Origin of the sequence: Streptomyces sp. HUAS 31 (assembly GCF_028198125.1) — a bacterium.
Classification (GTDB): Bacteria; Actinomycetota; Actinomycetes; order Streptomycetales; family Streptomycetaceae; genus Streptomyces; species Streptomyces chartreusis.
Genome location: NZ_CP116353.1, coordinates 7,766,233 through 7,780,365 on the forward strand (window position 1 = coordinate 7,766,233; position 14,133 = coordinate 7,780,365).

Here is a 14,133-nt window from a genome sequence, read left to right on the forward strand (position 1 = left end):
ACTGAACAGGACTGGGGCTGGGCATGGCTGGCGATCCACTGATCGTGCCGCGTGACGTCGACAACCATGTGGGGGACTTGTCGCTTCGTGGTCCGTGAACCCTTCCGGCCCCGCCGGGTCGGACCTCGACTACGATGTTTCGTCCGTCCCCAAGGCCGTGGCGGTGGCCCCGCCCACGACCAGGGACGCTGCTGCCGGGTGGGGATCCCCCCACGGCCCCTGGGGACAGGGGCAGCAGGGGGCAGCAGTCACAGAGCCATACCCGTCCGGCGCCGGCCGGAGATCACTGTTCGCGCAGTGGAATCGACACGTACGACGGGTCGTTCGCCGGCGAGGAGAAGGTCAGCCGCGCGCCGGACGGGTTGTGCTCGATGTAGAGCGGGTCGACCGTGTCGACGACCAGTGCGAGGCGGTGCCCTGCCGGGACGTCGTAGGACGTGGAGTACAACTCCAGGTCGAGACCGAACGGCTGTCCGGGTGTCCGTCCGTGGAAGGTGTACGGCGCGTTGCTGACCAGCTTGCCGAGGCCGAGCGGGCCCACGTCGTACAGATAGGCGACGAGGGTGCCGCTCTCCTTGGTCGGGGTGACGGTGGTGTGCAACTTCGAGGTGCCGCGCACACGTTGGGCCGAGGAGTACTTCTCCGACTGCCATACGGCCGCCCAGCGCCGGGGCAGCAGCGGGATCGCGGCCATCGGGGGCACCTGGGCCACCTGGTCGAGGATGCTGGACAGGAAGACGACGCCGCCGTTGGCTCCCGAGTCGACGTTCGCGCGGATCGTAGTGGTGCCCGCCAGGGAGATCTTCTTGTCCGTCGCGCCGACCGACTTCCAGTCCGGGTAGCCCTCGTAGGTGCCGCCGGACCGGGACTTGAGCTGGACCGGCGACTCGCGGTTGATGCCGTTGTCCTCGCCCTTGAGGTAGTGGTCGAACCAGCGCTCGGTGTCCGTCCACACATCGTTGGGCAGGCCGAACAGCCCGGTGAGCTCGGCGGTGGCGTGGTCGCCGGGGCGGAACTCCAGCCGCTTCGGGCCGGTGAGCTTCTCGTAGAAGTCCGCGTACTGGTTGGGCGGGAAGATCGTGTCGCCCCAGGCGTTGGCCATCATGACCGCGGCGCCGCTGTCGTTGAGTTGGTCCACGTATGTACCGACCGAACGTTTCTTCCCCCAGTTGATGATGTCCTGTTCCTTGGACAGGTTGGAGGCGTAGAAGTCGTCGAAGATCTGCCGGAGTTCGGCGCTCTGGCGGCCGGTGATCAGGCCCGCGCCGTCGAGCAGCGCGGCGGCCTGGACGTGCTGGGTGCGGCCCGAGTAGATGGAGCCGATGAGGTCGGCCCAGCCGCTGAGCGCGGCTACCGCCCGGACCCGTTTGTCGTGCGCGGCGGTCAGCAGGCTGATGCCGGCGCCGTACGAGACGCCCGCCATGCCGATCTGCCGTTTGTCGGCGGGGGTGTTGGCGAGCGCCCAGTCGATGACCTTGGACGCGTCGGCTATGTCGGGCGGCCCGGCCACTTCTATCTCGCCACCGGACTGCCAGAAGCCGCGCACGTTGTAACTGACGACGACATAGCCCGAGTTCGCGAGCTTCTGGGCCTGTGCGAAGTACTCGACCTGGGGCAGGCCCCAGCTCGTGGGCATGACGAGCAGCGGGTAACGCTGCTTGCCGTCGGCACCGGCAGGCGTGACGACGTTCGCCTTGAGGGTGGTGCCGCCGTCGCCGCCGATGTCGACGAAACGCACGCTGTTCGGGGTTGCTTGGGCGGCGGGGGCGAGCCCGAGGGCGCTTCCGGCGACCAGGGTCACGGATACGGCGCCCACGGCGGTCGTACGCAGGGCCTTGCGATGGTGTCCCACGGGTCACTCCTCACTCGTGTCAGTGCAAAGTGACCCGACGGTAACCGTGGCCCCTTACCGCAAGTAACCCGTCGGTAAGTTACGTGCCAGTAACGATATGTGGAATGTGGCGGACCTCAGGAGGCACGGTGGCTATTGCGCGGAGTCGCGGGTGTCGGCAAGGGAGTCTGGGCGGCGCGTGTGACATCGGCGACCAGCTCCACCACGTCCGGGCCGTACGCCTGCGAGTTGACCACCTTCAACAGCAGGGCGAAGGAGCCGTTGCCGTGCTTGCGGGACAACCGCTCGTGGTTGCGGGCGAGGTAACGGGTGAGCGCCTGGTTGGTGATGGCGGTCTGTCCGCAGAACAGGAAGACCGGGCGCGGGCCTTGGCTCTCGCCGACGGTGAGCCGGGCCAGGAGCGCGTACTCCTCCTTGCCGACCTCCAGGCGGTAGCGCTCCGAGCCGATCTGGAACGCCCCCCGGTCCGGGCCGGGTTCGGAGTCCACGTTCACGAGCACCCCCGGCAGGAGCGAGGCGAGGTGCGCCGCCATGCGCCGGTTCGACGCCGGGCCGCCGACGCAGAACTCCGTGCGCTCGCCGAAGCCCTGGCGGGCCGCGTCGTGCGGGATTATCTGGGCGTGGGCGTTGCAGTCCTTTATCAGGGCGGCCAGTTCGAGCAGTGCGAACACGTCGTAACGCATCACCGTCAGCTCCGGCCCGCCGGCCCCGCGGTTGACCACCAGCAAGGACTCGGCGTTGTCGGGCAGCCCGAAGAAGGCCTGCTTGCGGCGCAGCCTGCGCTTCCACAGATAGGTGCGGGCGAGCCAGCCGAGCGTGGCGCTGAGGCCGGCCGCGACCACGCCCAGGACGATGTTGCGTACGTCGTCATTCATGGGCGCGCATGGTAGCGGGCGAACGCAAACCCACGTTCGAGGAAAGGCGGCGAGGGCAGGCTGACGCGGGCATGCCGATCGAATAGGCTGCGCGAACGGTCCCTGACTGGAGGTGCTGATGCGTCGCCCTGTCGCGCGGAAACTGTCGGTCCTGGCGATCTCGGTCGCCGTGGTGTCGGTGGGAGCGGCGGCACCGCCCGGCACCGGCACCCACGCCGTCGAGAAGGTTCCCGTGGCCGTCGGCTACGGCGGAGCCGTCTCCAGCGTCGACGCCGATGCCTCCGCGGCCGGCATCGAGGTCCTGCGCAAGGGCGGCAACGCCGTCGACGCCGCCGTCGCCACCGCCGCCGCGCTCGGCGTCACCGAGCCCTACTCCGCCGGCGTCGGCGGAGGCGGCTACTTCGTCTACTACGACGCCCGGTCCCGCACCGTGCGCACCATCGACGGCCGGGAGACCGCGCCGCTGAGCGCCGGCCCGGATCTGTTCACGGAGAACGGCACCGCGATCCCGTTCGCCGAGGCCGTCAGCAGCGGCCTCAGCGTCGGCACCCCGGGCACGCCCGCCACCTGGCAGAAGGCGCTCGACCAGTGGGGGAGCAAGAGCCTCGGGTCGGTCCTCAAGCCCGCCGAGCGCCTCGCCCGCGACGGCTTCCGGGTCGACGACACCTTCCGCTCGCAGACCGCCGCCAACGAGACCCGGTTCCGCTACTTCCCGGACACCGCGAAGCTGTTCCTGCCGGGCGGCGCGCTGCCGGTCGTCGGCTCCACCTTCAAGAACCCCGACCTCGCCCGCACCTACGCCGAGCTGGCGGACAAGGGTGTCGGCGCGCTCTACCGGGGCGACATCGCCGACGACATCGTCGACACCGTCGACAACCCGCCCGTGGACCCGGCCTCGGGTTGGAACGCCCGCCGCGGCGACCTGACCGCGAAGGACCTGGCCGGCTACCGGGTCAAGTCGCAGGCGCCCTCGAAGACCTCCTACCGCGGTCTCGGCGTCTACTCCATGGCGCCCTCCTCCTCCGGCGGCACCACCGTCGGCGAGGCCCTCAACATCCTGGAGAACACGGACCTGTCGAAGGCGAGCGAGGTCCGCTACCTGCACCGCTACATCGAGGCCAGCCGCATCTCCTTCGCCGACCGCGGGCGCTGGGTCGGCGACCCCGCCTTCGAGGACGTACCGACGAAGGGGCTGCTGTCGCAGCGCTACGCCGACTCGCGGGCGTGCCTGATCAAGGACGACGCCGTGCTGACGAGCCCGGTGGCGCCGGGCGACCCGCGTGACCCGGCGTCCTGCGACGCGCGCGGCACCGCCGCCCCGACCACCTACGAGGGCGACAGCACCACCCACCTCACGGTGGCCGACAAGTGGGGCAACGTCGTCTCGTACACCCTCACCATCGAGCAGACCGGCGGCAGCGGCATCACCGTCCCGGGCCGCGGCTTCCTGCTCAACAACGAGCTGACGGACTTCTCCTTCACCCCGGCGAGCCCGGCCGTGCACGACCCGAACCTGCCGGGCCCCGGCAAGCGCCCGCGCTCGTCCATGTCGCCGACGATCGTCCTCGACCGGCACGACAAGCCCGTCGTGGCGCTCGGTTCGCCCGGCGGGGCCACCATCATCACCACCGTGCTCCAGACCCTGACCGGGTTCCTCGACCGGGGCCTGCCGCTGGTCGACGCGATCGCCGCGCCGCGCGCCAGCCAGCGCAACGCCGCGACCACGGAACTGGAACCGGGCCTCTACGACAGCCCGCTCAGGACTCGACTGGAGGCCATCGGGCACAGCTTCAGGGCCAACCCGGAGATCGGCGCGGCCACCGGCGTGCAGCGGCTGCCGGACGGCAGGTGGCTCGCCGCCGCCGAGAAGGTACGGCGCGGCGGCGGCTCGGCGATGGTGGTGCGGCCGGCGCGGTAGCGCCTCAGAGCTCGGGGGCGGGCGGCAGGTCTTCCGTGCGGAAGTCGAGCTGCCCGTCCGCCACGTCGACCGTGACCCGGCCGCCCTCGCCGATCCGGCCGTCCAGGAGCAGCCGGGACAGCTGGTTGTCGACCTCTTTCTGGATGGTGCGGCGCAGCGGGCGGGCGCCGTACTCCGGCTGGTAGCCGCGCTCGGAGAGCCAGTCGACGGCAGCGCCGGTGAACTCGACCTCGACGCCCTGCGCGTGCAGCAGCCGGCGGGTGCGGTCCAGCAGCAGATTGGTGATCCGCTCCAACTGCTCGGGGGTCAGCCTGCGGAACACGACGATCTCGTCGATGCGGTTGAGGAACTCGGGCCGGAACTGCTGGCGCAGCGGCCGCAGGATCCGCTCGTTGCGCGCCTCCTCGTCGGCCTCCGCGTCGCCCGAACCGAAGCCGATCCCGGCGCCGCCCCGGCCGATCGCCTCCGAGCCGAGGTTGCTCGTCATCACGATGACCGCGTTGGTGAAGTCCACCGTGCGCCCCTGCGAGTCGGTCAGCCGGCCGTCGTCCAGCACCTGGAGCAGGATGTTGAAGACGTCCGGGTGCGCCTTCTCGATCTCGTCGAGCAGCAGCAGCGAGTACGGGTGCCGCCGCACCACCTCGGTGAGCTGACCGGCCTCCTCGTGACCGACGTAGCCGGGCGGGGCGCCGACCAGCCGGCTCACGGTGTGCCGTTCCTGGTACTCGCTCATGTCCAGGCGGACCATGCGCTCCTCGCTGCCGAACAGCGACTCGGCCAGCGCGCGCGCCAGTTCCGTCTTGCCGACGCCGGTCGGGCCGAGGAAGAGGAAGCTGCCGATCGGCCGGTCGGGGCTCGCCAGTCCGGCCCGCGAGCGCAGCACCGCGTCGGACACCACGCGCACCGCCTCGTCCTGTCCGACGACCCGCTCGTGCAGATGGTCCTCCAGGCCCAGCAGCCGGTCCTTCTCCTCCTCGGTGAGGCTGCTCACCGGGATGCCGGTCTGCCGGGAGACCACCTCGGCGATGGCCTCCGCGGTGACCTCCAGGTCCATGCCCTCGTCGATCTCCTCGTCGCCGGAGGCGTCCGCGATGCGCTTCTTCAACTCGACGATACGGTCGCGCAGTTGGGTCGCCTGCTCATAGCTCTCGTCGGCGACGGCCTGGTCCTTGTCCCGGGTCAGCTGCTCGACCTCGCGCTCCATGGCCCGTACGTCCGTGCCCTTGGTCCGCGCGCGCAGCCGTACCCGGGCGCCCGCCTGGTCGATCAGGTCGATGGCCTTGTCGGGGAGCCGGCGGTCGGTGAGATAGCGGTCGGACAGCTCCACGGCGGCCACCAGTGCCTCGTCGCTGTAGCGGACCTGGTGGTGGGCCTCGTAGCGGTCGCGCAGGCCGCGCAGGATCTCGATGGCGTCGGTCGTGGTCGGCTCGGGCACCAGGATCGGCTGGAAGCGGCGGGAGAGCGCCGCGTCCTTCTCGATCCGCCGGTACTCCTCCAGCGTGGTCGCGCCGACCACGTGCAGTTCCCCGCGGGCCAGCGCCGGCTTGAGGATGTTCCCGGCGTCCATGGACCCGCCCTCGCCGCCGCCCCCGGCGCCCACGACGGTGTGCAACTCGTCGATGAAGATGACCAGTCGGTCGGAGTTCGCCCGGATCTCGTCGACGATGTTGGTGAGCCGCTCCTCGAAGTCACCCCGGAAGCGGGTGCCCGCGACCACCCCCGTCAGGTCCAGCGCGACCACCCGGCGGCCACTGAGCACGTCCGGCACGTCGCCGTCGGCGATCCGCTGGGCCAGGCCCTCCACGATCGCGGTCTTGCCCACGCCCGCGTCACCGATCAGCACCGGGTTGTTCTTGCCCCGCCGGGACAGCACCTCGATGGTCTGCTCGATCTCCTCGTCCCGGCCGATCACCGGGTCGATACGGCCCTGGCGGGCGATTTCGGTGAGGTCGCGGCCGTACTTGTCGAGGGTGGGCGTGCCGGTGTCGACGCGGGGCCGCTGGTCGACGCCGGGGCGGGACTGCGTCGCGTCCGGGGCCTCGGGCGGCATGCCGGAGGGCGCGAACCGGGCCGCGTTCAGGATGTGGCCGGCCGCCGAGTCGGGGTTCGCGGCGAGGGCGCTGAGCACGTGCTCCGGGCCGATGTAACCGGCCCCCCGCGCCCTGGCCAGGTCGTGCGCGTCCAGCAGGGCACGCTTGGCGGCCGGCGTCAGGGACAGCGAGGTCGGCGGGGGGCCCTCGCCCGGCGGGTGCTGGGTCGGGCCCGAGCGCTCGTCGATCTCCGTCGCCAGCGAGTCGGGATCCGCGCCCGCCCGGCTGAGCAGACTCCGGGTCGGCTCGGCGGACAGCGCGGCGCGCAGCAGATGCTGGGTGTCCAGGTCCCGGCTGCCGTGCTCGGCGGCGTACTGCGCGGCGCCGCGCACCAGTTCCCGGGCCGGCTGACTGAGCAGCCGCCCGATGTCGATCTGCCGCGGACCGGGGCGCGGTCCGCCGAAGAAGCGGGCGAGGAACTCTCCGAAGGGGTCGTAGTCCTCAGGACCACTGAAGCCGCTGCTCATGGCGTTCCCATCCGGCTTCCCTGCGCGGGCAGGGTCGCCCTCGCTGATCGACATGCCGGAGTCGGGTAACCCGGGCTGAAGCCGGTTACACCTGGCCGCGTTCGTAGAACACCTTCGCACGAACCGTGGCCGGGGGCACCTTCAGCGAAACGGGCGGGCAGCGGGGCCGCCCCGGCCCAGGACCGGCCTCAGCGGGCCGTGAGGACGCGCGGTCCCGCGTCGGTGATCGCCACCGTGTGTTCCGCGTGGGCCGCGCGGGAGCCGTCGTTCGTGCACAGGGTCCAGCCGTCGGGTGCCGCGTGGTAGCCGTCCCGGCCGCTCGCGATGACCATCGGCTCGATGGCCAGCACCATGCCGCGGCGCAGCGGCATGCCCCGCCCCGGGCGGCCCTCGTTCGGCACCCCCGGGTCCTCGTGCATCTTGCGGCCGATGCCGTGGCCGCCGAACCCGTCCGGGACGCCGTATCCGGCCGACCGGCACAGCGAGCCGATGGCGTGGGCGATGTCGCCGATGCGGTTGCCGACCACGGCCGCCCCGATGCCTGCGGCCAGCGCCCGCTCCGTCGTCTCGATCAGCCGTACGTCCTCCGGGCGCGCCCGGCCCACCGTGAAGCTGATCGCCGAGTCGCCGGCCCAGCCGCCCAGTTCGGCGCCGCAGTCGATGGAGACCAGGTCGCCGTCGCGCAGGCGGTAGCCGGTCGGGATGCCGTGCACGATCGCGTCGTTCACCGAGGCGCAGATGACGGCGGGGAAGGGGGTGGGGGCGAACGAGGGACGGTAGCCGAGGAAGGGTGAGGTCGCCCCGGCGTCGCGCAGCACCTCGCGGGCCACCTCGTCCAGCTCCAGCAGGGAGACCCCCACGTCGGCGGCCTTGCGCACGGCCGTCAGGGCCCGGCCGACGACCTGTCCGGTCACGTACATCGCATCGATCGACTTGTCCGTCTTCAGTTCCACCATGCCAATTACTATACCGGTATTTAAATGGGGGCCGCTCGGGGGCGGTATTAGAATGGCGCCATGGTGCGCACCCCTCTCACTCCCGAAGAGCGTGAACGCGGCGAGCGGCTCGGCCGGCTGCTCCGCGAGGCCCGCGGCGGCCGCAGCATGACGGAGGTCGCGGCGAACGCCGGGATCTCCGCCGAGACACTGCGCAAGATCGAGACCGGCCGGGCGCCGACGCCGGCCTTCTTCACGGTGGCCGCGCTGGCCGCGGCCCTCGGACTGTCGATGGACGAACTGGTCGGGCGGTGCGCGCCGGCCGTCGATGCCGCCGCCTGAAAGGTGCGCACGTCACGTTCCGGTAGGTCCGGCGTACTCTGCGTCCAGTCGGAAAACTCCCCGTAGCACATCCGTAACACGGCTGGTGTTGCCTAACGGACCGGAGTGCTCCGGTCTGGCGGGAGTTGAGCAATGTCAGTGGATCAACTCCCGGCTCGGATGCGGGAGTTCGTGAACTACCTGGACGGTCTCACGGCGCGCCTGGACCAGGGCGGCGGCTGGTGCGGGGTGTTCTGGCAGCGTGACCCCGAGGGTATGCGGGCCTGCCTCGACGGCCGCGAGGTGCCGCCCTGGGACGTGGTGGAGTCCCTGCTGCAGGACCTCGCCGCCCAGTACGGCCCCGGCGGCGCCGGCCCCGAGACGGAACGCGCCCGCGCCCTGCACGCGGCTGCCCTCGCCGCCTACGACGCCCGTCCCGGCGGGCGCGACGCCATCGGGGACCGCCTCGACGTCATGCTCCGCGAACAGCGCTACGCCGCCGAACGGCAGGCGGAACTGAGCCGGTTGCTCACCTCCGCCACCAGCCGCGACCAGGCCGAGGCCATCCGGCTCGACCTCGCCTGGGCCCGCGACGACCACGAACGCGCGACCGCCCGATGCGCCGAACTCCGCTTCCGGATGGCCGACTTGGACCGCCGCGCGGCGAGCGCACGGGAGCGGGCGATCCAGCGGGACCGGATGGAGGAGGCGGGCGCCTTCCACGTCGGTGACGGCGGCGGTGGGGGTGACGGGTCCCGGGCCGAGCGGCTCGGCGAGAGGCGCGCAGACAGCGGTCCGGCCGCCGACCCGGCGGAGTGGCACTCGCGAGCGGGAGCCCCCGACGGCCCGGGCCCCGGTCAGGAGCGGCCCGCGGGTCCGTACGCCGCTGAGAACGTGGCCAGGATGCCCGATGAGCCGGACGCGCGGCACACGTCCGCCCCGGACACCGGCCCCGCTCCCGTCCCCAAGCAGCGCAAACGCCGCCGCGGCAGCGCCCGCTTCGCCGGGATGGTCGAGGAGGAGGCCGCCCCCGTCGTCGTACCGCCGACCGCCGAGCCCGTCCTGCCCACGCTGCCCGCCCAACCCGCCGCCACCACCCGACGCACCCCGCGCGGGGCCCGGTTCGCCGGGGCGGACGACGCGGGTGCGGCCGTGACCCCTGAGCCGCAGGTGCAAGCTGCCGGACCGGAGGACCGGCGGGAGGTCGCCGGGAGCGTCCAGGCGCTGGTGCGACTGCGCCGTGAGGGGCGCAGCGGCGAGGCGCACGTACTGCTCGTCGAGGCCGCGCACTGGCCCGCCGTACGCCTGCCGCTGCTCGCCGCCGAGATGCAGCGCGCCGGGCTCGGGGCGGACTGGGCGACCCTGCTGTGGGAGGCCGCCTCGCTGCCGGCCGAGGGGCTCGTGGCCGCCGCCGACGCGCTGACCGCCGCGGGGCGCGCCGAGGACGGGGAGCAGATACTGCGGCAGGGTGTGCTGCGGCCCGCGCCCGAGATAGGGCAGGCCGTACTGGGCCTGACCGGCGCCGGACGCCGCCGCGAGGTCCGCGCGCTCCTCGACGCCTACGTCCGCGTGCGCACCCCGGAGGAGGCCGCCCGCAGCGTCGAGACGGACCCGCGGGCACTCGTACCGCTCCTGCTGGAGGCGGCCCGGGATGTCTCCGAGGAGTGCCGGTGGGACCTCGTCCACGCCCTGCGGGTCGCGGGCTTCACCGCCTGACCCGAGCCCGCATCACCCGGCACACCCCTCCCACCGGCCCCATCCATCACCCACAGGAGGGTGAAACCTGATCGACTCAGCGGGTTAACGACGATGGTCTTGGCAAGGCTGTTCCGGGGGCTTACTTTCGAGCCTCTACGGCCCCCCTCTACGGGCGTAGAGGCTCTGACGTCCCGTCGAAGGAGCAGCTCATGGCCAACGTCGTACGCGCCGCTCTGGTCCAGGCCACCTGGACCGGCGACACCGAGTCCATGGTGGCGAAACACGAGGAGCACGCACGCGAGGCGGCCCGGCAGGGCGCCAGGATCATCGGCTTCCAGGAAGTCTTCAACGCTCCCTACTTCTGCCAGGTCCAGGACCCCGAGCACTACAGCTGGGCCGAGCCGGTCCCCGACGGGCCCACCACGCGCCGTATGCAGGAGCTGGCCCGCGAGACCGGCATGGTGATCGTCGTGCCCGTCTTCGAGGTCGAGCAGGCCGGGTTCTACTACAACACCGCCGCCGTCATCGACTCCGACGGCACCTTCCTCGGCAAGTACCGCAAGCACCACATCCCGCAGGTCAAGGGCTTCTGGGAGAAGTACTACTTCAAGCCCGGAAACATCGGCTGGCCCGTCTTCGAGACGGCAGTCGGCAAGGTCGGTGTCTACATCTGCTACGACCGTCACTTCCCGGAGGGCTGGCGGCAACTCGGTCTCAACGGCGCCCAGTTGGTCTACAACCCGTCCGCCACCTCGCGCGGCCTCTCGGCCTACCTGTGGCAGCTGGAGCAGCCCGCGGCGGCCGTCGCCAACGAGTACTTCGTCGCCGCGATCAACCGGGTGGGACAGGAGCCGTACGGCGACAACGACTTCTACGGGACAAGCTATTTCGTCGATCCGCGTGGGCAGGTTGTCGGAGAGATCGCCAGCGACAAGAGCGAGGAGCTCGTCGTGCGCGATCTCGACTTCGACCTGATCGACGAGGTGCGGCAGCAGTGGGCGTTCTACCGCGACCGCCGCCCCGACGCATACGAAGGGCTGGTGCAGCCGTGACCAAGGACCTCCTGGGACGCCACCGTGCCGTCATGCCGGACTGGCTCGCCCTGTACTACGAGGAGCCGCTGGAGATCACCCACGGCGAGGGCCGCCACGTCTGGGACACCGACGGCAACCGCTACCTCGACTTCTTCGGCGGCATCCTCACCACGATGACCGCGCACGCGCTGCCCGAGGTCACCAAGGCGGTGAGCGAGCAGGCCGGGCGGATCGTCCACTCCTCGACCCTGTACCTGAACCGGCCCATGGTCGAACTCGCCGAGCGCATCGCCCACTTGAGCGGCATCCCGGACGCCCGCGTCTTCTTCACCACCTCCGGCACCGAGGCCAACGACACCGCGCTCCTGCTCGCGACGACGTACAAGCAGAGCAACTCGATCCTCGCGATGCGCAACAGCTACCACGGCCGCTCCTTCAGCGCGGTCGGCATCACCGGCAACCGCGGCTGGTCACCGACCTCGCTGTCGCCGCTCCAGACGCTGTACGTGCACGGCGGCGTCCGGACCCGGGGCCCCTACGCCGACCTCTCCGACGACGACTTCATCGCCGCCTGCGTCGACGACCTCAAGGACCTCCTCGGCCACACCCGCCCGCCGGCCGCGCTGATCGCCGAGCCCGTCCAGGGCGTCGGCGGCTTCACCTCGGGACCGGACGGGCTGTACGCCGCCTTCCGCGAGGTGCTCGCCGAGCGCGGCATCCTGTGGATCGCCGACGAGGTGCAGACCGGCTGGGGCCGCACCGGCGACCACTTCTGGGGCTGGCAGGCGCACGCCCGGTCCGGCCCGCCGGACATGCTGACCTTCGCCAAGGGCATCGGCAACGGCATGTCCATCGGCGGCGTCGTGGCCCGCGCCGAGATCATGAACTGCCTCGACTCCAACAGCATCTCGACCTTCGGCGGCACCCAGATCACCATGGCGGCCGGCCTCGCCAACCTCTCCTACCTGATCGAACACGACCTCCAGGGCAACGCCCGGCGGGTCGGCGGGCTGCTCCTGGAGCGGCTGCGGGCCGTCGCCGCGCAGGTGCCGCACGTCCGGGAGGTGCGCGGCCGCGGCCTGATGCTGGGCATCGAGCTCACCCGGCCCGGCACCGACGAGGCCGACCCCGCCGCCGCGTCCGCCGTACTGGAGGCGGCCCGCGAGGGCGGCCTGCTCATCGGCAAGGGCGGCGGCCACAACACGAGCGCCCTGCGCGTCGCCCCGCCCCTGTCCCTCACCGTCGCGGAGGCCGAGGAGGGCGCCGCGATCCTCGAGAACGCTCTGAGGAGCCTGTAGCACGACCCACCCGAGCAAGGGAACGCCGCCATGACCACCACCTCGGAGCCCACGGAACTCTCCGAACCCGCCCTGTCGGTCCGGCAGGTCCTCACCCTGGAGCGGGTGCTGGCCGGGGAACCCGAGGTGGTGGCCGGCGCCGGTCAGCTGGACCGGCCGGTGCGCTGGGTGCACGTCGCCGAGGCACCGGACGTCGGGGTGATGCTCACCGGCGGCGAGATGGTGCTCACCACCGGCGTGCTGCTCGCCGGGGACGAGGACAAGCAGGCCGAGTACATCCGCTCCCTGCACCGCGCCGAGGCCTCGGCCGTCGTCCTGGGCCTCGGCCGGGCGTTCCCCGCCCCGCCGGAGGTGATGCGCCGGGCGGCCGAGCGGTGCGGGCTGCCCATGGTGGTGCTGCACCGGCCGTTCCCCTTCGCCGAGCTCACCGAAGAGGTCCAGTGCCGGCTCGTGCGGCGCAAGTTCGCCGCCGTCAGTCTCTCGGAGTCCGTTCGGACCGCGCTCACCGCGCTCATCACCTCCGGTGCCCCGTTGCAGAGCCTGCTCGACGAGGTCGCCTCGCACAGCGCCTGCCCCGTCGTCGTCACCAACCTCGCCCACCGCGTCCTCGCCACCGCGGGGGAGCGGTCCGCCGTGGACGACGTGCTGCGCGACTGGGAGCGCATCGCCCGGCAGGCATGGGGGCACCACCCAGGCCGTTCAGGCACTGGGGGAGGCAGCGAGGGCGACGGCTGGATCCGCGCCGAACTCGGCGGGCGCGGCGAGCGCTGGGGACAGATCATGCTGTGCGGGCACCGCGGCGACACCGCCACCGGACGGCTGCTCGCCGACCGCGCCGCCGAGGCCCTCGTCCTGCACCGCATGCTCGGCGGGAACTCCGCGCACACCTGGGAGGAGCAGTCCGCGCAGAGCCTGCTGACCGACCTCGTCAGCGGGGTCGTACCGGCACGGCAGCTGCTGCCGCGGGCGCGGGCGGCCGGGCTGCCCGTCAACCGGCGGACGTTCGTCCCGCTCGTCGTGCGGGACGTCGACCCCGACCAACTCGACCGCGTACTGCGCATGGTGGGGCTGTCCGGGCTCGTCGCCGAGATGGCCGACGGGGCCGTGGCGGTACTGCTGAGCCTCGCCCGGGACCAGGACGCCGTGGTACTGACGGCGAACTTCGCGGCCCGGGTGCACTCCGAGGCCGCCCGCACCGTCGTGGCCGCCGCAGACCCCCGTACCGCCTGGGACGACGTGCCGACGGGGCTGCGAGAGGCCCAGCACGTCGCCGACGCCGCCGACTCCTCGGCCGCCCTCGACCTCCCGGCCGTGGTCCGCCTCAGGGACGTCCATCTGCGCGGTCTGATCCGGCTGTTGCGCGACGATCCGCATGTGCAGTCCTTCGCGGAGCGGGAGTTGGACGGGCTGCTGTGCGCGGCCGACGACGGCATGCTGTCCGTGCTGCGGACGTACCTCGCGACCGGCCGCAACAAGTCCCGCACCGCCCAGCTCCACCATGTCTCACGGCCCGCGCTCTACCGCCGCCTGGAGGCGATACAGACACGGCTCGGCGTCGACCTCGATGACTTCGAACAGGCCGCATCCGTGCACATCGCACTCCTCGCGCACGACGCGCAACAGAGCTGAAACCTGCCACGACCTG

Annotated in this window: 10 protein-coding genes; 6 read left to right on the plus strand and 4 right to left on the minus strand. The window is 71.8% G+C overall.

The window, feature by feature from the left end; all coding sequences use genetic code 11:
* Window positions 1-283: 283 nt before the first annotated feature.
* Complete coding sequence (locus PGH47_RS34410; protein ID WP_271666642.1) at window positions 284-1,852, minus strand: CocE/NonD family hydrolase; 1,569 nt, start codon at window positions 1,850-1,852, stop codon at window positions 284-286.
* A gap of 116 nt (window positions 1,853-1,968) precedes the next feature.
* Complete coding sequence (locus PGH47_RS34415; RefSeq protein WP_271666643.1) at window positions 1,969-2,727, minus strand: hypothetical protein; 759 nt, start codon at window positions 2,725-2,727, stop codon at window positions 1,969-1,971.
* 118 nt (window positions 2,728-2,845) lie between these two features.
* Between PGH47_RS34415 and ggt the strand changes: the two genes are divergently transcribed.
* Entirely contained in the window at window positions 2,846-4,645 is a 1,800-nt protein-coding gene (gene ggt, locus PGH47_RS34420; protein WP_271666644.1) for a gamma-glutamyltransferase, read from the plus strand.
* Window positions 4,646-4,649: 4 nt separating this feature from the next.
* Here the strand turns inward: ggt and PGH47_RS34425 are convergent, their stop codons facing one another.
* Window positions 4,650-7,202, minus strand: coding sequence for an ATP-dependent Clp protease ATP-binding subunit (locus tag PGH47_RS34425; RefSeq protein ID WP_271666645.1), 2,553 nt, complete (start codon window positions 7,200-7,202; stop codon window positions 4,650-4,652).
* A gap of 188 nt (window positions 7,203-7,390) precedes the next feature.
* The gene (map, locus tag PGH47_RS34430) at window positions 7,391-8,158 is read right to left on the minus strand and encodes a type I methionyl aminopeptidase (RefSeq protein ID WP_271666646.1); all 768 of its coding nucleotides are present in this window, start codon (window positions 8,156-8,158) and stop codon (window positions 7,391-7,393) included.
* 60 nt (window positions 8,159-8,218) lie between these two features.
* Between map and PGH47_RS34435 the strand changes: the two genes are divergently transcribed.
* The 5 genes from PGH47_RS34435 (at window position 8,219) to PGH47_RS34455 (ending at window position 14,117) form a co-directional block, all read left to right on the plus strand.
* The gene (locus PGH47_RS34435) at window positions 8,219-8,479 is read left to right on the plus strand and encodes a helix-turn-helix domain-containing protein (protein WP_271666647.1); all 261 of its coding nucleotides are present in this window, start codon (window positions 8,219-8,221) and stop codon (window positions 8,477-8,479) included.
* Between the two features lie 132 nt (window positions 8,480-8,611).
* Entirely contained in the window at window positions 8,612-10,174 is a 1,563-nt protein-coding gene (locus PGH47_RS34440; RefSeq protein ID WP_271666648.1) for a hypothetical protein, read from the plus strand.
* A 191-nt stretch (window positions 10,175-10,365) separates the two neighbouring features.
* Entirely contained in the window at window positions 10,366-11,208 is an 843-nt protein-coding gene (locus PGH47_RS34445; RefSeq protein WP_107907925.1) for a nitrilase-related carbon-nitrogen hydrolase, read from the plus strand.
* Window positions 11,205-12,488: an aspartate aminotransferase family protein gene (locus PGH47_RS34450; protein WP_271666649.1), complete on the plus strand. Its 1,284-nt coding sequence runs from the start codon at window positions 11,205-11,207 to the stop codon at window positions 12,486-12,488. Before PGH47_RS34445 ends, PGH47_RS34450 begins: the two co-directional genes overlap by 4 nt.
* 30 nt (window positions 12,489-12,518) lie before the next feature.
* Complete coding sequence (locus PGH47_RS34455; RefSeq protein ID WP_271666650.1) at window positions 12,519-14,117, plus strand: PucR family transcriptional regulator; 1,599 nt, start codon at window positions 12,519-12,521, stop codon at window positions 14,115-14,117.
* The last annotated feature ends 16 nt before the right edge of the window (window positions 14,118-14,133 follow it).